Below are 18,796 nucleotides of genomic sequence, written 5' to 3' on the forward strand. Positions count from 1 at the left end.
CCAAAGCCCTCAAGGCCGACATCGCCGCCCTCGACAAGCGTATCACCGCCTTCATCAAGGCCGATCCGGCGCTGCAGGCGAAGAAAACCCTCCTGCTCTCCATGAAGGGCGTCGGGCCGGGGCTCGCCCACACCCTCATCGCCCTCCTGCCCGAGCTCGGCGAACTCTCGCGCAAGCAAATCGCCGCTCTTGTCGGCGTCGCTCCCTTCGAGGACCAGAGCGGCAAGCACCAAGGCGTCCGATACATCCAGGGCGGTCGCCCCGACACCCGCGCGGCGTTGTTCATGGCCGCCATGGTCGCCGGCACCCACAATCCCGTCATCAGGCCCTTTCGACAACGCCTCGACGCCGCCGGCAAGAAGCCCAAAGTCGCCATTGTCGCCGTCATGCGCAAGATGATCACCATCCTCAACGCCATGCTTCGCGACAACACGCCCTGGCAGCCAAAAGCGGCATGATGAAAGACAGTTGCTCACCCCCATTGCGACCCTTCCTCGGGACGGTGCCAAGCCTACCTCCCCCTGACTCGGCACCGTCCCTTTTTATTTTCTTATTTTCGCGCCGCTCTCATGCCACCAGCGCGCTCCGGTCGGCACTGACAATGCGCTGGCGCCCCAGCAGATGGACCTCGCAACGCCGTGGGAAGAGCGCACGAATCGCAGGGTCGAGGACGCTCAGCCCGCCCGTGTAGGCGCCGAAGGCCGGCAGGACGAGACGGCGGCCGTCGCCGGCAAAGCAACGGTGGCTCATCCGCCGTCCGCGCGCCCAGACGGCGGCCTTGGGGTGATAGTGGCCGGAGATTTCGCCGGCCGGTGCCCGGCCGTCGGCCGCGACGTGCCGGAAAAGCAGGCCGCCGATCACAAGCTCCTCAGCCACCTGACCGCCAATCTTGGGGCTTGGCGCGGGGTCGTGATTACCGGCGATCCAGACCCATTCGCGGGCGTTGGTGAGGGCGCGCAGCCGGCCGCGATCCCCGTCGCTCAGGCGGGTCGCGCCATCTCCGTCGTGAAAGGAGTCGCCTAGGCAGATCACGGTTTCGGGCTCATACCGTGCAATGACCGTTTCCAGCCGGCCGAGCGTCGCCGCGCTGTCGTAGGGCGGCAGCGGCCGCTTGTGCCGGCCAAGGCTGCTGCCTTTCTCAAGGTGCAGGTCGGCAACGACCAGCGTTCGTTTGTCGGGCCAGACAAGAGCGCCCGAGAGGTCGGCCAGAAGGTCCGCGCCATTGACCCGCAATCGCGCCGTCTCGCCGCGCAATCCGGGCGCCTTCATGGCTTCGCTTGAAATCCGGCCATCTCCATCCACCGGGATCGGCTCCTAAAGGGGCAGTTCGGCCTGGTCCAGGTCGCTTGCGGTCGCCTCGTCGATCAGCGCCTGCGCGCCTTCGTCCAGCAGTTCGTCGACCGCCTCGCCGTAAACCTGCTCGCGGCCGATTTCCAGCAGCACCGGCACGGCCAGCGGCGAGATGCGCGTCAGCCTTTGCGTGCGGATCCGGCCGCGCACCCGCGCCAGCATGTCCGCCACGCGGCGCACGTCGGTCAAGCCGCCCGCCGCCTCCTGCCGCGTGGTGCGCAACAGCACATGGTCGGGCTGGTGCTTGCGCAGCACGTCATAGATCAGGTCGGCCGAGAAAGTCACCTGCTTGCCCGTCTTCTCGTGCCCGGGCAACTGCTTATCCAGCAGCCCCGCGACGATGCCGACGTTGCGGAAGGTCCGGCGCAGCATGGAGGATTCCGCCATCCATTCCTCCAGGTCGTCGCCCAGCATGTCCTGGTCGAACAGCGCATCCACCTGCGCCTCGTCCGGCGCGGCCAGCGACCACACCGCCAGCACGTAGTCCGTTGCAACGAAACCCAGCGGTTTCAGGCCCATGCGCTCCATCCGGCGCGTTACCAGCATGCCCAGCGTCTGGTGCGCGTTCCGCCCCTCGAAGCAGTAGGCCACCAGGAACTCCTTGTCCCCACGCGGAAAGCTTTCCACCAGCAGCCCGCCGCGCCCCGGCACCAGCGAGCGCCACCGTTGCAGTCCCAGCCACTGCGCGACCGGCCGCGGCAGGTCGCGCCATGCGCGCCCGTCCTCCAGGATGCCGCGAACCCGGTCTGCGAGGTGCGTCGACAGCGGCAGCCGCCCGCCCATGTAGGCCGGCACCTTCGGTTCCTCGGTGCCCTTGGCGCGCGTGACTTCCACCGACATCTCGCGGATACCCTCGAAGCGCAGCAGCTCGCCCGAGAAGATGAAAGTGTCGCCCGGCTGCAGGTGCTGTGCGAAGTATTCCTCGACCTCGCCCAGAACGCGGCCGCGCTTCAGCCGCACCTTGAGCGTGGGCGCCTCGACAATGGTGCCGACGTTCATACGGTAGCGCTGGGCGTCGCGGGCGGAAGCGACGCGGTATCGCCCGTTCCTGTCGCGGTGCAGCCGCCGGAACTGGCGATAGCCGGTGAGCGCGTATCCGCCGTGGTCGACGAAGGCCAGGATGTCGTCGAAGTCGCTCCGCTCCAGATCGCGATAGGGCTGCGCGGTCCGCACCTCCGCATGCAAATCGTCGGGCTCGAACGGCCCCGCGCAGGCGGTCGCCAGGACGTGCTGCGCCAGGACGTCCAGGCCGCCCGGACGCAGCGGCTCGCCGTCCAGCGTGCTGGCTGTGATGGCGTCCATGGCGGCGCGGCATTCCAGCACCTCGAAGCGGTTGGCGGGCACCAGCAGCGCGCGGGAGGGCGTATCCAGGCGATGGTTGGCGCGGCCAATGCGCTGCAGCAGCCGCGCCACGCCCTTTGGGGCGCCCACCTGTACGACGAGATCCACCGCCCCCCAGTCGATGCCGAGGTCGAGGGACGACGTCGCGACAACGGCCTTCAACTCGCCACGCGCCATTGCGGCCTCCACCTTGCGCCGCCGCTGCACGTCGAGGGAACCGTGGTGGAGCGCGATCGGCAGGGCATCCTCGTTCAGGTGCCACAGTTCCTGGAACACGATCTCGGCCTGGGCACGGGTGTTGACGAAGACAAGGGCGGTGCCGGCGTCCTTGATGCGCTCGTACACCTCGGGCAGGGCATGCACCGCCATATGGCCGCCCCAGGGCAGGTACTCGCGCGTCGTCAGCATGTCGATGCGGGGTTTCGGGCCGGGGCCGGCGTCGATCCGCGTCACTGCGGTCCCGTCCTTGCCGCCGATGGAGAGCCAGCCGGCCAACTCTTCCGGGTCGCGCACCGTGGCGGACAGGCCGATGCGCCGGCATTGCGGCGCCAGGCGTGCCAGCCGCGCGAGTCCGAGGGCCAGCAGGTCGCCGCGCTTGGTGCCGGCCAGCGCGTGCAATTCGTCGATGACGACCGCCTGAAGGCCGCCGAACACCGTCCCCGCATCATGGTAGGACAGCAGCAGCGCCAGGCTTTCCGGCGTCGTCAGCAGGATCTGCGGCGGCCGCCGCCGCTGTCGTTGACGGCGGTTCTGCGGCGTGTCGCCGGTGCGCGTCTCGACGGCGATGTCGAGGCCCATGCCCTCGACCGGCTCGCTCAGGTTACGGTGAATGTCCTGCGTCAGTGCCTTCAGCGGCGAGATGTAAAGGGTGTGAAGGCCCTCGCGCGGCGCTTCCGCCAGTTCCGCCAGCGTCGGCAGGAACCCGGCCAGCGTCTTGCCGCCGCCCGTCGGCGCAATCAGCAGGGCGGAACGCCCGGCCCGTGCCGCGGCCAGCATCTCCAACTGATGCGCGTGCGGCCGCCATCCGTGCGAGTGGAACCACGCGGCAATCGGGGCGGGCAGGTTCTGGCTTTCAGGGCTGGCGGCGATTCCGTCCATCGCCGCGGGATGATAGCGTCAATGGCCGAGACGGGAACAGGGGCAAGATTGGTCCGCCGCGTGGAGCCGCGTACGGCGGGCGGCGGTGCGCTACTCGGCCGGCTGCAGTTCCGAGAGCTTCGCCCCGGTCTCGCCGCCGACGAGGTCGGCCAGGGTGTGCTTGTTCATTGTGTCGATGAAGGCGTCGCGGGCATCGTCGAGGGCAGTGCGCAGGCGGCAGACGCCGCGAAGCGGACAGGGGTCGCGGTCGCAGTCGATGATGGTCCGTACATCCTCAAGCGCCTCGATGACGTCGCCGGGGCGGATCTCGCTTGCCGGCCGGGCCAGCGACATGCCGCCGTCCTTGCCCCGCCGCGTGGCGAGGAATTCGCTCTGCGCCAGCTTGTGGACGATCTTGCGCAAATGCTCGTGGGATATGCCGTAAGAGCGTGAAATCTCGTCGATCGTGACCAGCCGCCCGTCATTGGCGGCCACATAAAGCAGGACCCGAAGTCCGTAATCCGTGAAGAACTTAAGCTGCATTGCGCCCTCCGGCTTGTTCCCACTCACGATAACGCACAACGGCGTGTGGACAAGATGCATATGTTAGACATCTGATATGCCAGCATAAAAAAATCCGGCGTGGGCGTGCGGAACACGCCCACGCCGGCACTGCCCGGCCCCCTGTGTGGGGATAGGGGGTTAGGGCCGGGGCAGCAGGTTGTCGCCGTGGCCGAGGCTGTCGTCGGCGGCCTCGGAGTTCATCAGGACCGAGATGCCGCCGGTCAGCGCGTGTTTCATCGCGTGGTCGACCAGCACGTTCACGCTTTCGCGGCCCTTGGGGGGGATGATGTCGAAGATGGCGCCCGAGGCGACCGGCACGATGCGGGTCTGCAAGTCGTGCTCGACGTTCCTCGGGTTACCGCTGTTCCACACCTTGTCCCAGATGTTGGCGATCGGGTGGAAGGAGACCGGCTCGTTCACCTGCGCATTCACGAAGTAGATGCGCACCCGCTCGCCCGGCTTGGCCATCAGCATCATGCCGGCGTTGGGGTCGTGCAGCGGGTCGTAGTGGAACATGCGCCCGTTGACGAGCGTGCCCTTGCGGTTCTCGTTGCGGATCATCTGCTCTGCGGTCGTGCCGGTCTCGAAGAGGTCGCCGTGGACCAGGATGTACTCCCGGTCCGGCTCGGGGAATTCCTCGCTGTAGCCCTCCTTCGGGTCGACAATGATGACGCCGTACATGCCGCGCCCGATGTGCTCGATCATCGGGTCCGCGCCGCAGTGGTAGATGAAGACGCCGGGCTTCCTGGCCTCGAAGGTGAAATGCTTGTTCTGCCCCGGCTTCACGGCCTCGAACTCGTCGGCGGCGGAGACGATGGCGGCGTGGAAGTCCATCGAATGGCTCTGCTTGTTACCCTTCTGGTTCACAAGGGTGAAGTCGATGGTGTCGCCTTCGGTGACGCGAATGGTCGGCCCCGGAATAGTGCCGCCGAAGGTCCACATCGGCTGGGTATTGCCTGCATTGTCGACCGGCAGGTCCTTCTCGATCACCGGCAGTTCCACCTTGACCGTCTCGGCCAGGCTATCCGCCGTCTGTGCCGCCATGAGGGCCACGGCCGCCGCGGCGACGCACAGGATGCGCTTCGCATTCATCGGATGCTCCTCCTCGAAGTCTTTGAATGGTTTTTTGCTGTCGGTGCGGCTACTCGTCGGCCGAGCGGCCGCTGTTGCGTCCCCGGCTTCGCCCGCTGTTCCGGCTGCGCCCACTTTTGGACGCGGCTTCCTCGGCCGATTCGCCCTTGAAGAACGGCTGCTCGATGAGGCCGTGGTCCTCTTCCAGGCTCTGGGTCAGGTAGAAGTCCGGGTTGTATTCCTTGTCCTTCCAGACGTACCAGGGGTCGTCGCGCGCCACGGACTCGTACTCCACGACGAAGACCGCGCCGCCCGGCGTCTTGCCGTTGTTGCTGACGTGATGCTCGATATGATCGTGGACGATCCAGCGGCCGGGATTGTCCATGCGCACGATGACGTCCTTGCGCTCGCCCTGTTGCAGGCTGACGACGTCCGCCCAGTACGGGTCCTCGATGGGCAGGCCGTCCTTGTGGGTCACCAGCATGTCGTGTCCGTGCAGGTGGAATGCCACGTTGTTGCTGACCGCGAACAGGCGCAGGCGCACCACGTCGCCCTCCTTCACGCGGAAGGGCTGCGTCGTCGGGAAGGACTTTCCGTTGATGGAGAAGTACGACAGCTTTTCCGTCGGGTGACCGCCCTTGCCGTACTGCATCGCCACCTCCGGGTTCCAGCCGGAGAACATGAGCACGGCGTCCTTGGTGACCTCCTCCTCGATCGGCAGCGGATCCTTCGGTTCGACGATCATCGGCCCCCACATGCCGCGCAGGCCGACGTGCTCGGGCACGTTGACGTGGCAGTGGTACCAGAGACTGCCGGGCTTATCCGCGACGAAGCGGTAGGTATACGTCTCTCCCGGCGCAATCGCCTTTTGCGTGATGTCGGGCACGCCGTCGCTTTCCCACGTCCCCGTCTGATAGGTGCCGTGCCAGTGGATGGTGTGGGCCAGGGTGGAGAGGTTCGTGACCTCGGCCTCGATGGTGTCGCCCTCCTTCACGTGGATCAGCGGGGCGGGAACCTGGCCGTTGTACGCCCAGACCTTCGCCTTGAAGCCCGGCGCCACCTCGGTGATGCGCTCTTCGATGGTCATCTCGACATGATGGGTCTCGCCCGCCCATGCGGGTGCGCCCAGGGCCAGGCCCAGAATGGCGCAGCCGAGCGTTGTCGGCAGGACGCGCCGCAGCGCGCTTGGCGGTTCAAGCATTGGCTCGCTCCCTTTAGATGTATAATTATTACATCTTCAAGCCCAAAAAAATGGGCACTTAGTCGGCCGAGCAGTCGCACAGTTCCCGCAGGTAGGCGACCACGCGGCGGATCTCGGCGTCGGTCATGTTGGCGTCCCAGGCCGGCATGAGGTTCGACTTGTTGACGGCCGTGCCGCCGTGCTTGATGGCCTTGAACAGGTGGTCGTCCGTGCGCGCGGCCATCTCCGCCTTCTCGGTATGATCGCGGGGCAGGACGCGGATGTCCCCGGTGTTCAGGCCCCAGCCGTCGCCGTTGACGCCGTGGCACTGCGTGCAGAACAGGTCATAGAGCTGCTTGCCGCTGGGTTCCTCCGCCCCGGCCGGGCTGGCGGCCAGGATGCCGGCGGCGGTAACGGCACCGATCATGAGGTTCGCTCTTCGCATCTCTCACTCCTCGCTCAGGAACCGTAGGTAGTTGACCAGCTTGTTCACCTCGCCGTCGTTCAGACCCGGATTGGGCATGAAGGTGCGCGGTTCCCAGGCCTGCGGATTCTTGATGAAGCTGAAGAGGAATTCCGGCGTCGCCCGTGCGAAGGCGGTATGCACTTCCGGCCCCGACAGGCCGCCGGTTCCCGGTGTCGGCTGATGACAGGCATCGCAGCCCTTGAACTTGCCGAAGTTCATCTTGCCCATCATCCCCGAGACCGGCTTCTCCTGATAGCTCGCCTCAGCGATGAGGTCGTCGTAGGGCCGTAGCGTCATCAGGTACTCGGCCGCCTTTTCGGCCTCTTCGGCCGAGTAGGCGGGATGCGGCTCCAGCTTGTCGTCGGGCACGATGTCGCGCTCGTCGCCCATGACCACGTTCTGGCCGAAGTAGGTGCCGGCCGGGCGGATGCGCTTAGGTTCCTGCAGCCACTCGACCAGCCATTCCCGCCGGAACTTGTTGCCGGCATAGTAGAGGTCGGGTGCCTCGCGATTGAGCATGCGCTCGACCGTGAATTCGGCAGGCTTTTCCAGCGTATGGCACTGCGCGCATTCGCCCTCGACGAACGCCTTGGAGTCGGCGGCCCCGGCCTGCCCGGATGTTGCAAGCAGGGCCGCGAAGAGGAGGGACGTCCATGGTCCCCGGCGGGGTTGCCCCCACATGGCTCTCTCCTTTGTGGCGGTTGGTTTTCGGCTCCCCATGGCTGAAAGGTGCGCCGCGGCCAAAACATGTACAGCACATACATGTATCGTCAATACATTAATTAAGGGCGATGCGATTCCATTGACGCGAGCATCGGTTGTCCCAGCTATGTAAGGCAGATGAGCGCACCGAACCCGGAAAGCTGGATCCAGGTCACCGACCGCGGCATTTACGTCGCGCCGGGGGACTTCCATGTCGATCCGACACGGCCCGTGCCGAGGGCGGTCGTCACGCATGGCCATGCCGACCACGCCCGGCCAGGCCACGGCGCGGTGCTGGCGACGGCGGAAACCCTGGCGATCATGCGCCATCGCTATGGCGAGCGGGCTGGACGCAGCCACGAGCCCATGGCCTACGGCGAAACGCGGCGGATCGGCGACGTCACGCTGCGGCTGGCGCCGGCGGGACATGTCCTGGGCAGCGCGCAGGCGGTACTGGAGTATGCGGGCAGCCGTGTCGTCGTCTCGGGCGACTACAAGCGCGGCGCCGATCCGACCTGCGCGCCGTTCGAGCCGTTCGCCTGCGACGCCTTCGTCACCGAGGCCACCTTCGGCCTGCCGGTGTTCCGCCATCCCGACCCGCTGCACGAGGCGATGCGGCTTTTGGACGCACGCCGGATGTTCCCCGAGCGCGCGATCCTCGTCGGCACCTATGCGCTGGGCAAGGCGCAGCGGCTGATCGCCCTGTTGCGGCAGGCTGGCTACGACCGGCCGATTTACCTGCACGGCGCGCTGATGGGCCTGTGCGAGCTTTACCGGCGGCACGGCGTCGACCTGGGGCCGCTGGAACCGGCGACGGGACAGGCAAAGCCGGCGCTGGCGGGCGAGATCGTGCTGGCCCCGCCGGCGGCGCTGAACGACCGCTGGGCGCGGCGCCTGCCGGAGCCGCTGCCCTGCATGGCGTCGGGCTGGATGCGGGTGCGTCAGCGTGCCCGGCAGCGCGGGGTGGAGCTGCCGCTTATCATCTCCGACCATGCCGACTGGGACGAATTGACCGCCACGCTGGAAGAGGTGGCGGCACCGAAGGTCTGGGTGACCCACGGCAGCGAGGAGGCGCTGTGCCACTGGGCCCGTGGGCGCGGCTTCGACGCCCGCGCGCTGGCCGTTGTCGGCTGGGGCGAGGAGGACGCGGACCCCGAGGACCAGGGGCAGGTTGGCGGGGAGGGCGGGCGATGAGGGCCTTCGCCGAACTGCTCGACCGTCTCGTCTTCACCTCGTCGCGCAATGCCAAGCTGCGGCTGATGGGCGACTATTTCAGGCATCAGCCCGATCCGCAGCGCGGCTATGCGCTGGCGGCGCTGACAGGGGCGCTGGATTTCCGCTCGGCCAAAGCGGGGCAGGTGCGCGATCTGGTGGCGACCCGCGTGGACCCGGTGCTGTTCGGCTGGTCCTACGATTACGTGGGCGACCTTGCCGAAACCGTCGCCCTGATTTGGCCGGCGCGCCATGGCGCCAACCGGCCACCCGACATCGCCGAGGTGGTTGGCGAGTTGGAACGCGCGCACCGCAAACGCGTGCCGGACCTGATCGAACGCTGGCTCGATGCGCTGGACCCGACGGAGCGCTGGGCGCTGCTGAAGTTGATCACCGGCGGCCTTCGCGTCGGCGTGTCGCAGCGGCTGGCCAAGACCGCGCTGGCCGAGGCGTTCGGCGCCGACCTTACCGATATCGAGGAGGTCTGGCACGGCCTCTCGCCGCCGTATGAAGAGCTGTTCGCCTGGCTGGAGGGCCGGCGGGAGAAGCCCATCATCGACGCCCGCGCCGCGTTCCGCCCGCTGATGCTGGCGAACCCGCTGGCCGACGAGGAGGTGGAGCGGCTGGACGTCGAGGCCTACCGCGCCGAATGGAAATGGGACGGCATCCGCGTGCAGATCGTTGCCGGCAACGGCAATCGGCGCCTGTTCTCGCGCACCGGCGAGGACATCACCAATACATTCCCCGAGATCGCCGAGGCGATGGACTTCGACGCGGTGCTGGATGGCGAGTTGCTGGTGGTGCGCGACGGGGAAGTGGCGTCCTTCAACGACCTGCAGCAACGCCTGAACCGCAAGACCGTGACTCAGAAGATGCTCAGGGACTCGCCCGCCCACGTCCGGCTGTACGACATCCTGTTCGAGAGGGAAGAGGACTTGCGCCCCCTCGGATTCGATGACCGCCGCGCGCGCCTTGAGCGATGGCATGCCCGCGCCCGGCCGGCGCGGATGGACCTGTCCGAGTTGCTGCCCGTCGCGGCGCTGGACGATCTGAGGCAGCTTCGCGAGGAAGCGCGCCAGCGCGGTATCGAGGGCTTGATGTTGAAGCGCGCGGACAGCGCCTATGTCGCCGGCCGGCCGAAGGGACCCTGGTACAAGTGGAAGCGCGATCCGCTATCGGTGGATGCCGTGCTGATGTACGCCCAGCGCGGCCACGGCAAGCGCTCGTCGTTCTTTTCCGACTACACCTTCGGCACGTGGCGGCCGGACCGGGAAAATGGCGGCTGGGAACTGGTGCCTGTCGGCAAGGCGTATTTCGGCTTCACCGACGTGGAACTGCGCCGGCTCGACAAGTGGGTGCGCGATCATACAGTGGATCGCTTCGGCCCTGTCCGCGCGGTCTCGCCGGAACTGGTGCTGGAGATCGCTTTCGATGCCGTGCATCCCTCCACCCGCCACAAGTCGGGTGTGGCCATGCGCTTCCCGCGCGTCAGCCGCATCCGCTGGGACAAGCCGGCGTCGGAGGCGGACCTGCTGGAAACGCTCGAAGCGATGGTCGAGCGGTGAGGGCGTAGCCTCGCACGCGACCGGGCTAATCCGCCTGCTCCGGCGGCATGACGAAGCCGGCCATGACCTTTTTCTCGCCGGCCTTGTCGAAGGCGATGGTGAGGCGCTCGCCCTCGGTGGCCCTGACGGTGCCGTAGCCGAACTTCCGGTGGAACACCCGGTCCCCGCGGCTCCAGCGGCCGGGCAGGCTGTCCACCACCTCGGCCGTACCCTCGATGAAGCGGGTGCCTTGTCCCTGGCGCTGCCGCGCGCGCGCCATGCCGGGGGAATATCGCGACGGCCCTGCATCCGCTAAGCCAGCCATGCCGCCCGTTCCGCCCCAGGTGGGCTGCGCCGCGCCGTAGAGGCCGGCCTCGCTCTCCACCTCCACATGCGCGGGCGGGAGTTCATCGACGAAGCGCGAGGGAACGGCGGCGCTCCAGCTTCCATACATGCGGCGGTTGGCGCAGAAGCTGACGATGGCGCGCTTGCGGGCGCGGGTGAGGCCGACATAGGCGAGGCGCCGTTCCTCCTCCAGCCCTTTCACGCCGTGTTCGTCCATGGCGCGCTGGTTGGGGAATAGCCCTTCCTCCCAGCCGGCCAGGAACACCGTGTCGAACTCCAACCCCTTGGCCGCGTGCAGCGTCATCACGGTGACCATGTCGCCGTTGTCGCCGGCGGTGTTCTCCATCACCAGGCTGACGTGCTCCAGGAACCCGGCGAGGGAATCGAAGTCCTCCATGCCGCGCACGAACTCCTTCAGGTTCTCCAGCCGTCCAGGGGCCTCCACCGACTTGTCGTTCTGCCACATCTCGGTGTAGCCGCTTTCGTCCAGCACCACCTGGGCCAGCTCGACGTGGCTCGTCTGCTGCGCCAGCAATCGCCAGCGCGCGAAGCTCTCCATCAGCTCCCGCAGCGCGCGGCGCGCTTGCGGGCGCAATTCGTCGGTCTCCAGCACCTGCATCGCCGCGCGCATCAGCGACGTGCGCCCGGCCCGCGCCGCGCCGTGCAGCGTGCGCAGCGCCGCGTTGCCGAGGCCGCGCTTTGGCGTGTTGACGATGCGTTCGAACGCCAGGTCGTCATCCACCGATTGCACCAGCCGCAGGTAGGCCAGCGCGTCGCGAATCTCCATGCGCTCGTAGAAGCGTGGGCCGCCGACCACGCGATAGGGCAGCCCCAGGGTGATGAAGCGCTCCTCGAACTCGCGCGTCTGGGCGCCGGTGCGCACCAGGATCGCGATCTCCGAGAGCGGATCGCCGCGGCGGTGCAGATCCTCGATCTCCTCGCCGACGAAGCGGGCTTCCGAGTCGCCGTCCCACAGGCCGCGCACGCGGACCTTCTCGCCTTCCTCCACCTCGGTCCAGAGCGTCTTGCCCAGTCGGCCCTCGTTGTGCGCGATCAGCGCCGAGGCGGCTGCCAGGATGTTGCCGGTGGAGCGATAGTTCTTCTCAAGCCGGATCACCCGTGCGCCGGGGAAGTCCTGCTCGAAGCGGAGGATGTTGTCGACGACCGCGCCGCGCCAGCCGTAGATCGACTGATCGTCGTCGCCGACACAGCAGATGTTCTTGTGCCCCTGGGCCAGCAGCCGCAGCCAGAGGTACTGGGCGACGTTGGTGTCCTGGTACTCGTCCACCAGGATGTACTTGAAGCGCGTCTGGTAGCTTTTCAGCACCTCGCTGTCCGTCTGGAACAGCGTCAGACAGTGCAACAGCAGGTCGCCGAAGTCGCACGCGTTCAGGGTGCGCAGCCGCTCCTGATAGGCGCGGTAAAGCTCCACCGCGCGCCCGCCGGCCATGTCGCCGGCCTCGGCCGTGCCCACCTTGTCCGGGGTCTTGCCGGCATCCTTCCAGCGCTGCACCGCGTGCAGGACGGCGCGGGCCGGCCACTTCTTGTCGTCGATACCCTCCGCCTGCAGAAGCTGCTTCATCAGGCGGATCTGGTCGTCGGTATCGATGATCGTGAAGTTCCGCGCCAGCCCGACCTTCTCGGCGTGGTCGCGCAGCATCCGCGCGGCCAGCGCGTGAAAGGTGCCCAGCCACCACCCCTCGACCGAGCGCGCGGCTGTCAGGTGCGCCACGCGGTCCTTCATTTCCCGCGCCGCCTTGTTCGTGAAGGTGACGGCCAGGATCTCCCCCGCCGTCCGGGCCCTGCCGCTCGTCAGGATGTGCGCCAGCCGCGTGGTCAGCACGCGCGTCTTGCCCGTGCCGGCGCCGGAGAGAACCAGCACGGGGCCATCCACGGCCTCCACGGCCGCGCGCTGCGAATCGTTCAGCGCCGAAAGCAGGACCTCGGCGACCTCGGGATGATGCGGATCGGGATGTGTCATGGCCGCTATATATAGCGCAGACGCCACCCATGAATCAGCCCCGGATCGCGAGGAGCGAGGCGGGCTATCGCGCACACGCCCTGGAAAAGCCGAACGATCCGGAAAGATAAACCACAACGCGTCCGATTCGCCCGAGATGCGACGTCACGTTGAATCCCAACTGGATCCACGCGACAGCAACACGGAATTGTCGGGAAAATGCTACAACTCTTGTTTGTAGACCCGTAAAGAGGTATGTGAGTTAACCATCTACAACCGATCTCTTGGCGGGATCGGCGTCACACGCGGAATCTGGCGGACGGTTACAGCATGGTCTCCGATCTTACGCACGCCCAGCGACTTCGCGCATATGCACGGGTGCTCTATGAATTGATGTCGGAACAGCCGTCCCATGAAGAGGACCGAAGGCGCGCGCTTGCCCTCGCGGCGGCTGTGCTGGAAAGCCTTGCCTCGGAAGAGGACAGTACGACCTACAAGAACTGACTGCCGGGCGGTTCCCTTAACATAGGATGATTTATCGCACGTATTTGGGGTGGCGGGGCCATCGGCCGACCGGCATGGCCGATCAACCAGCGGTTAGAATCGACGCGTGACCTTGGCTGAGGTCCGACGGGCTTGCGCGAGGGTGCGCCGGATCCCCTTCATCGCGGTTTAGCGGCGGAACTGCTCCGGTTCGCTTTCGGCTTCCAGGATCACGGCGGCGAAGACGCAGGCGGCCGCGTGTTCCGGGTGTGCGCCGCGCAACAGTTCGCCGGCCTCCCGCAGGCGGCGGGCTTGCTCGGCAACGCTGGCATGGGAACGCGCCGCGTCTCCCGACGGTTCCGACAGCTTCAAGGGCATCGAGTCTCCTTCCGCTTTCACCGTCATACACTCCTGCCCGATGCCCTCCCGGCACAATAACCGATATTCCTCACCCTCTGTTAACCATTATTAATAACATATCGGAATCATATATCAAATTTCGCCTCGTTCTTCGCGCCTGGCCTGGGTCAGCGCACGGTGATAGGTCGCCATGAGCTCGTGTTCGTGCGCGACGCCAAGAAGCCGCATGCCCTCGCGGTCCGCCACCACGGGGAGATGCACCTCACCCGACGTGCCAAAGATGTCCACCGCGCGTTCCAGGTCGTCGTCGAGCTGCAGGACCGGCGGCCTGCGGCGCATGGTGTCGGCGGCCGTCAGGCTGCCGTCCCGGCTGCGGTCGAACGCCGCCTCGTGCAGGTCATGGAAGGAGATCGTCCCGGCCAGCCGCCCGCTGTCCTCCACGACGAAAAGCTCCCCCCAGGGGGCGTGGACCAGCTTGTCGCGCACCTCGGCGATGGGCGCGTCGGGCTTGACCGTCTCGAATTCCCGGTCCAGCAGCCGGCGTACCCGGATGTTGCGCAGCAGGCCGACCTCCTGGCCGCTGCGGATATTCACGCCACGGCGCTGAAGTTGCCAGTAAAACAGCGACGGCCCGTGCACCTGCTGCGATATGGTGCTGGCCAGCACGGTGGCGACCATGACCGCGATGGTCAGCGCATAGCTGCCAGTCAATTCGAAGATCATCAGGATGGTGGAGATCGGCGCGCCCAGCACGCTGCCGGCGACCGCGCCCATGCCGACGATGGTGTACGCGCCGTAGCCCGACGACAGTTCGGGGAACAACTGCGTCGCAACGATACCATAGGCCCCGCCGGTCATGGCGCCCAGGAACAGCGACGGTGAGAATACGCCGCCGCCGAATCCGGCACCCATGCAGGTCGCTGTCGCGGCGGTCTTCAGCACGGCCAGCGCGATTAGAAGCCACAGCGGGTAAAGCTCCGACAGGGCAGCGTCCGTCGCCTCGTATCCAACGCCCAGAATGTGCGGGAAGCCGCTGACCGCCACCGCGCCAACCGCAAGCCCGGCAATGGCGGGGCGGCTCCATATCGGCAGGCGGGACCGCTCGAAGGTATCCATCGCGAACATGACAGAGCGCATGAACACGACGGCGACAACGGCGGAGATCAGGCCCAGGATCGCGAAGGCCGGGAATTCCCAGAAGCTGGCGATCTCATAGACCTCCGGCAGGACGAAGGCCGGATAGTCGCCGTAATACATCCGCGAGATCACCGTTCCCGTGACCGACGAGATCACGATGGGCGCGAAGGCGGACAGCGCGTAGTGGCCCACCACCACTTCCAGAGCGAAGAACACGCCGGCGATGGGCGCGTTGAACGAGGCGGCAATCGCCGCGGCGACGCCGCAGCCCAGCAAGGTCCGCCGCAACGCCCGGCCAAGATGCAGGCGCTGGGCGAGGAAGCTGCCAACGGCCGCACCCAGATGCACGACCGGTCCTTCGCGCCCCATCGACGCGCCGACGCCAAGCGAGGTCGCGCTGATGAACGCCGCCATCAGGCCGTCGCGCAGGGACATCCGGCCGCCCGACAGTGCGTTCGCCTCGATCACCTCGGCAACCGCCTGGGGGCGGCGCTGCGGCATGAAGCGGTCAACAATGATGCCCACGAGCAACCCGCCCAGGGCGGGCGCCAGAAGAAGCCGCCACCAGGGCTGCTCCGCCACCATCGTCACCACGCGCTCGCTTGGGAAACCCAGGGCGACGGTCTGTACGCCGGCCAGCGTCAGACGGAATACGATGGAGGCAACCCCGGCGAGGAGTCCGATGACAAGCGCCACCAGCGGCGGCGCGAGCTGCCCGGAATGGCTCAGGCGCCGCAAGTAGGCAAGCGCGCGCCAACGCAACTTTTGGACGACCGGCAAGGCCATGAATCGAAACGAGCTTTTCGCGGTTCCCCTACGCGCGCATTCATAGCACGTCAGGCACACGGCGAAAGGCCGGTGTTGCGCCGCAGCGCAAGGGGGTGTTTCAGAGCCGCGCGGCGATCTCCGCCAGCCGGCTGAAGGGCGACTCGCCAGGGCCGAGCGAAAGGGAGCCCGCGCGGGCAAGGCCGACCCTCCCATGACGGTCGCGCAGCGCCTCCCGCAGCCATTGCTCGGACTGGCGGTGCCGCTGCCGGGTCAGACGATCGCCTTCGGCAAGCCAGTCACGGTGCGTGTCGAGGGCCTGGATCAGCCCGTCGATCTCCCCCGCCTCGCCGGACGTGCCCTGCGCCGAGACCGTCAGTGCGCGAACCTCCCAGCCGTCCCGCCCCGCGGCGTTCAGGCTGAGCGCACCCTTGAGGGCGACGAGCGCACGTCGGGCGGGCCGGCCCATATCCGCCTTGGTGACGACGGCGACGTCCGGAATCTCGACGATGCCGGCCTTCATGAACTGCAGGCTGTCGCCGGAGCCCGGCTGGACGCAGAACAGCACGGTGTCGGCCACGCCCGCGACGTCGGTCTCCGACTGCCCCACGCCGACGGTCTCGATCAGCACCACGTCATAGACGGCGCGCATCAGCACCATCGCCGCGACGGTCATCTCGGCAAGGCCGCCCAGGCGATCGCGCGCCGCCATCGAGCGCACGAACACCCCGGCATCCTCCGGGTCGGTCAGCAGCCTTACGCGGTCGCCGAGAAGGGCGCCGCCGGTGCGGCGCGAGGACGGATCGACGGCGATCACGCCGACGCTGTGCCCTTGTCCACGGAACGCCCGGACCAGGGCGCCCAGCAATGTCGATTTGCCGACACCGGGCGGACCCGTGACGCCGATGACATGAGCGCGCGGCGCGGCATAAGCGGCGTCGAGCAGCGCCAGGGTGTCTGAGCCCTCGGGCGCGCGCTCCAGATGCGCCAGGGCGCGCGCCACCGCAGCCTTGTCACCGCCGCGCATGATGTCGAGGCGTTGCTTCGGCGAGGCTTCGGCGGCGATGGACACGGACCGGCTGCTCCTGTTCCGCGCCCGGCGCGGCCGGGGAGGCGTGGCCGGGCGATCGGCCCAGGCTGTAGCCGGGCGGGTTGGCGCGGGTCAAGTGCGGCTTGTCGCGGGGGCGCGGCCCATGCCACCTTGCGGATATGCCAACCGACGCCGCGCCTTGCTCGCCGAACGAGACCGTTACCGCGCATTACGCGCGCCACGGCGATCTGGTGGAACGCATCCTTGCAACATTACCCGCGGCCGGCGGCGATCCGGCAAAACCCGAATACGCGGCCTTGCATCAACTGGACCAGTTCCATCTGGGCGGCCCCGTCGCCACCCGCGAGTTGGCCGAGAAGGCGGAGGCACGTGGCCTGCCGTTGCTGGATCTCGGCTGCGGCATTGGCGGGCCGTCGCGCATGCTGGCGGCCGAGTACGGCTGCGACGTCACGGGGCTGGACCTGACGGAAGGATACTGCGCCACGGCCCGGCGGCTCAGCAGCCTTGTCGGCCTTGGCGAGCGCACCCGGTTCGTCTGTGCCAGCGCGCTCGATCTGCCGTTCGCCCAAGGGGCCTGGAATGTGATCTGGACGCAGCACGCGGCGATGAACATTCCCGACAAGGCACGCCTCTATCAGGAGGTTGCCCGCGTCCTTGCCCCCGGCGGACGCTTCATCATGCACGACATCGTGGCCGGGCCGGGCCGTGAACCGCACTTTCCCGTGCCCTGGGCCAGCACCCCCGCCGCGTCGTTCCTGCTGCCGGCGAACGAGATCCATGCCCGGCTCGCCGGTGCCGGTCTCATGGAGGATTGGTGGCACGACAACACGGCCGACGCGCTGACCCGCATCCGCGAATCCCGTGCCGCCGCCGCGTCCGGCGAGCCGGAGCCGCCAGGCCCGCATCTCGTCATGGGGCCGGAGTTCCTTGAGATGCGGCGCAACCTCGCCCGCAATCTGGAGGAGGGGCGCGTCGGCGTCGTCGAAGCGATCTGGCGCAAGCCCTGAGAAAAAAACGGTCCCGTTTACCAAGGGCGGCTTGGCTGGATGCTGTCGGAAGCGGCGCATCCAATTGTTGAGAATGACTTGCAATTGCAATAGAACACGGCTCAAGCAAGCTTCGTCGAACGACAAGGAGCCGCAGCCATGATTCTTTGCATCGCCAACGTGCTTTCGCCGGAACAGCTTGGAGAAGTGCGCCGCCTGCTGGGCGAGGGGACACATGTTGATGGAAAGCAGACGGCCGGGTGGCACGCCCGGCTGGTGAAGCACAACACGCAGCTTGCCGCCACCGACACCGCGACGAAGGCCAGCGATATCGTCCGCAAGGCGCTGATGGGCAACGAGGTCTTTCGTGCGGCGGTGCAGCCCCGGCAATTGCGGGCGATGCTGTTCAGCCGCTACGAGCCCGGCATGGAATACGGCGCGCATGTCGACGACGCGCTGATGGGCCGCGACGGCGAGCGGATGCGAAGCGATGTTTCGATGACCGTGTTCCTGGCCGACGCCGACAGCTACGAGGGCGGCGAACTGGTCATGGAGACGACGGGCGGGGAGCAGAGCTACAAGCTGGATGCCGGTGCCGCCATCATCTACCCGTCGAACACACTGCATCGGGTTGCGCCGGTGACAGGCGGCGTGCGTGAGGTTGCCGTGTCCTGGGCGCAGAGCCTGATCCGCGCGCCGGAGCAGCGGGAGATCCTGCTCGACCTGGATACCGCCCGGCGCAGCCTTTTCCAGCGGGAAGGCAAGAGCCGGGAGTTCGATCTGCTCTCCAAATCGCATGCGAACCTGCTGCGGATGTGGGCGGAAACCTGATATCGCTTTGCCCCCATGACTTCAAAGTGTCGCGCTTTTACAGATGATTGTCGCAATCGGCGCAAGTCGTTGGGGCGCTATGCGTGCTGAACAGGCGAGGGCTACGGGAATCGCAGTTGTCTATTCTTCATGACAGCGTAGATTGGCTAACTAGAAACGCCGCACAGGGCGGCGTCGCTACGAATAGGAGCTGGCAATGGCTGCTTTCAACCAAGTCGGCCTGTCGTATGTGGCGGCGATCGCTATCTTGACCCTCGCGACCCTCGTCACCGGCTAAGTCCCGCGCACTCCGACGACCCCCGTAAAGCCCCGGCCGCTCTGGCCGGGGCTTTTTTCGTTTGTCTGGCGCGCGATCCGTTACCGGTTTCCGC

At 67.1% G+C, this 18,796-nt stretch carries 17 protein-coding genes; 6 read left to right on the forward strand and 11 right to left on the reverse strand.

What is annotated here, in order from left to right; translation table 11 throughout:
• Window positions 1-458: transposase (locus DRB17_RS06965; RefSeq protein ID WP_147274834.1), on the forward strand; the 458-nt coding region annotated here is incomplete at its 5' end.
• Between the two features lie 109 nt (window positions 459-567).
• Here DRB17_RS06965 and pdeM read toward each other — a convergent pair.
• The 7 genes from pdeM to DRB17_RS07000 all read right to left on the reverse strand — a co-directional run bounded on the left by pdeM (window position 568) and on the right by DRB17_RS07000 (window position 7,730).
• Window positions 568-1,302, reverse strand: coding sequence for a ligase-associated DNA damage response endonuclease PdeM (gene pdeM, locus DRB17_RS06970; protein WP_241503767.1), 735 nt, complete (start codon window positions 1,300-1,302; stop codon window positions 568-570).
• 12 nt (window positions 1,303-1,314) lie between these two features.
• Window positions 1,315-3,789 carry a ligase-associated DNA damage response DEXH box helicase gene (locus DRB17_RS06975; RefSeq protein ID WP_114581487.1) on the reverse strand — a complete coding sequence of 825 codons (2,475 nt, stop codon included), beginning with the start codon at window positions 3,787-3,789 and terminating at the stop codon, window positions 1,315-1,317.
• 90 nt (window positions 3,790-3,879) lie between these two features.
• Window positions 3,880-4,311, reverse strand: a complete 432-nt coding sequence (locus tag DRB17_RS06980; RefSeq protein WP_114581488.1) for an Rrf2 family transcriptional regulator — start codon at window positions 4,309-4,311, stop codon at window positions 3,880-3,882.
• A gap of 159 nt (window positions 4,312-4,470) precedes the next feature.
• Window positions 4,471-5,424, reverse strand: coding sequence for a multicopper oxidase domain-containing protein (locus tag DRB17_RS06985; RefSeq protein ID WP_114581489.1), 954 nt, complete (start codon window positions 5,422-5,424; stop codon window positions 4,471-4,473).
• 49 nt (window positions 5,425-5,473) lie between these two features.
• On the reverse strand, window positions 5,474-6,604 hold the full coding sequence (locus DRB17_RS06990) for a multicopper oxidase domain-containing protein (RefSeq protein ID WP_114581490.1): 1,131 nt from the start codon (window positions 6,602-6,604) through the stop codon (window positions 5,474-5,476).
• Window positions 6,605-6,662: 58 nt separating this feature from the next.
• Window positions 6,663-7,028 (reverse strand): c-type cytochrome, encoded by a 366-nt coding sequence (locus tag DRB17_RS06995; protein WP_206607810.1) that lies wholly within the window; start codon window positions 7,026-7,028, stop codon window positions 6,663-6,665.
• A 3-nt stretch (window positions 7,029-7,031) separates the two neighbouring features.
• Window positions 7,032-7,730, reverse strand: coding sequence for a c-type cytochrome (locus DRB17_RS07000; protein WP_161958731.1), 699 nt, complete (start codon window positions 7,728-7,730; stop codon window positions 7,032-7,034).
• A gap of 159 nt (window positions 7,731-7,889) precedes the next feature.
• On the opposite strand from DRB17_RS07000, the gene DRB17_RS07005 reads away from it, so the two are divergent.
• Together DRB17_RS07005 and DRB17_RS07010 are read left to right on the forward strand one after the other, a co-directional pair.
• On the forward strand, window positions 7,890-8,945 hold the full coding sequence (locus DRB17_RS07005; RefSeq protein ID WP_114581493.1) for a ligase-associated DNA damage response exonuclease: 1,056 nt from the start codon (window positions 7,890-7,892) through the stop codon (window positions 8,943-8,945).
• Window positions 8,942-10,528: a cisplatin damage response ATP-dependent DNA ligase gene (locus DRB17_RS07010; RefSeq protein ID WP_114581494.1), complete on the forward strand. Its 1,587-nt coding sequence runs from the start codon at window positions 8,942-8,944 to the stop codon at window positions 10,526-10,528. The genes DRB17_RS07005 and DRB17_RS07010 overlap by 4 nt, the downstream gene beginning before the upstream one ends.
• Before the next feature lie 25 nt (window positions 10,529-10,553).
• Here DRB17_RS07010 and DRB17_RS07015 read toward each other — a convergent pair whose 3' ends face one another.
• Window positions 10,554-12,833 (reverse strand): ATP-dependent helicase, encoded by a 2,280-nt coding sequence (locus DRB17_RS07015; RefSeq protein ID WP_114581495.1) that lies wholly within the window; start codon window positions 12,831-12,833, stop codon window positions 10,554-10,556.
• Between the two features lie 309 nt (window positions 12,834-13,142).
• Here DRB17_RS07015 and DRB17_RS20180 point away from each other — a divergent pair, with 309 nt between their 5' ends.
• Window positions 13,143-13,316, forward strand: a complete 174-nt coding sequence (locus tag DRB17_RS20180) for a hypothetical protein (RefSeq protein WP_153242364.1) — start codon at window positions 13,143-13,145, stop codon at window positions 13,314-13,316.
• Between the two features lie 168 nt (window positions 13,317-13,484).
• On the opposite strand, the gene DRB17_RS07020 is transcribed toward DRB17_RS20180, so the two are convergent.
• The 3 genes from DRB17_RS07020 to DRB17_RS07030 form a co-directional block, all read right to left on the reverse strand.
• Complete coding sequence (locus DRB17_RS07020) at window positions 13,485-13,700, reverse strand: hypothetical protein (protein ID WP_114581496.1); 216 nt, start codon at window positions 13,698-13,700, stop codon at window positions 13,485-13,487.
• Window positions 13,701-13,787: 87 nt separating this feature from the next.
• The gene (locus tag DRB17_RS07025) at window positions 13,788-15,578 is read right to left on the reverse strand and encodes a chloride channel protein (RefSeq protein WP_114581497.1); all 1,791 of its coding nucleotides are present in this window, start codon (window positions 15,576-15,578) and stop codon (window positions 13,788-13,790) included.
• 100 nt (window positions 15,579-15,678) lie between these two features.
• Complete coding sequence (locus DRB17_RS07030; RefSeq protein ID WP_421778532.1) at window positions 15,679-16,629, reverse strand: ArgK/MeaB family GTPase; 951 nt, start codon at window positions 16,627-16,629, stop codon at window positions 15,679-15,681.
• Window positions 16,630-16,766: 137 nt separating this feature from the next.
• Here DRB17_RS07030 and DRB17_RS07035 point away from each other — a divergent pair, with 137 nt between their 5' ends.
• Window positions 16,767-17,615, forward strand: coding sequence for a methyltransferase domain-containing protein (locus DRB17_RS07035; RefSeq protein ID WP_114581498.1), 849 nt, complete (start codon window positions 16,767-16,769; stop codon window positions 17,613-17,615).
• 138 nt (window positions 17,616-17,753) lie between these two features.
• The gene (locus DRB17_RS07040; protein WP_114581499.1) at window positions 17,754-18,425 is read left to right on the forward strand and encodes a Fe2+-dependent dioxygenase; all 672 of its coding nucleotides are present in this window, start codon (window positions 17,754-17,756) and stop codon (window positions 18,423-18,425) included.
• The last annotated feature ends 371 nt before the right edge of the window (window positions 18,426-18,796 follow it).

The organism is Ferruginivarius sediminum (genome assembly GCF_003344765.1).
Classification (GTDB): Bacteria; Pseudomonadota; Alphaproteobacteria; order Kiloniellales; family Rhodovibrionaceae; genus Ferruginivarius; species Ferruginivarius sediminum.

Excerpts from the sequence above, each read along its gene's own strand:
- DRB17_RS06975 (WP_114581487.1), bottom strand. The coding sequence starts at position 3,789 with ATGGACGGAATCGCCGCCAGCCCTGAAAGCCAGAACCTGCCCGCCCCG.
- DRB17_RS06980 (WP_114581488.1), bottom strand. The coding sequence starts at position 4,311 with ATGCAGCTTAAGTTCTTCACGGATTACGGACTTCGGGTCCTGCTTTAT.
- DRB17_RS06985 (WP_114581489.1), bottom strand. The coding sequence starts at position 5,424 with ATGAATGCGAAGCGCATCCTGTGCGTCGCCGCGGCGGCCGTGGCCCTC.
- DRB17_RS06990 (WP_114581490.1), bottom strand. The coding sequence starts at position 6,604 with ATGCTTGAACCGCCAAGCGCGCTGCGGCGCGTCCTGCCGACAACGCTC.
- DRB17_RS06995 (WP_206607810.1), bottom strand. The coding sequence starts at position 7,028 with ATGCGAAGAGCGAACCTCATGATCGGTGCCGTTACCGCCGCCGGCATC.
- DRB17_RS07000 (WP_161958731.1), bottom strand. The coding sequence starts at position 7,730 with ATGTGGGGGCAACCCCGCCGGGGACCATGGACGTCCCTCCTCTTCGCG.
- DRB17_RS07005 (WP_114581493.1), top strand. The coding sequence starts at position 7,890 with ATGAGCGCACCGAACCCGGAAAGCTGGATCCAGGTCACCGACCGCGGC.
- DRB17_RS07010 (WP_114581494.1), top strand. The coding sequence starts at position 8,942 with ATGAGGGCCTTCGCCGAACTGCTCGACCGTCTCGTCTTCACCTCGTCG.
- DRB17_RS07015 (WP_114581495.1), bottom strand. The coding sequence starts at position 12,833 with ATGACACATCCCGATCCGCATCATCCCGAGGTCGCCGAGGTCCTGCTT.
- DRB17_RS20180 (WP_153242364.1), top strand. The coding sequence starts at position 13,143 with ATGGTCTCCGATCTTACGCACGCCCAGCGACTTCGCGCATATGCACGG.
- DRB17_RS07020 (WP_114581496.1), bottom strand. The coding sequence starts at position 13,700 with ATGACGGTGAAAGCGGAAGGAGACTCGATGCCCTTGAAGCTGTCGGAA.
- DRB17_RS07025 (WP_114581497.1), bottom strand. The coding sequence starts at position 15,578 with ATGGCCTTGCCGGTCGTCCAAAAGTTGCGTTGGCGCGCGCTTGCCTAC.
- DRB17_RS07035 (WP_114581498.1), top strand. The coding sequence starts at position 16,767 with ATGCCAACCGACGCCGCGCCTTGCTCGCCGAACGAGACCGTTACCGCG.
- DRB17_RS07040 (WP_114581499.1), top strand. The coding sequence starts at position 17,754 with ATGATTCTTTGCATCGCCAACGTGCTTTCGCCGGAACAGCTTGGAGAA.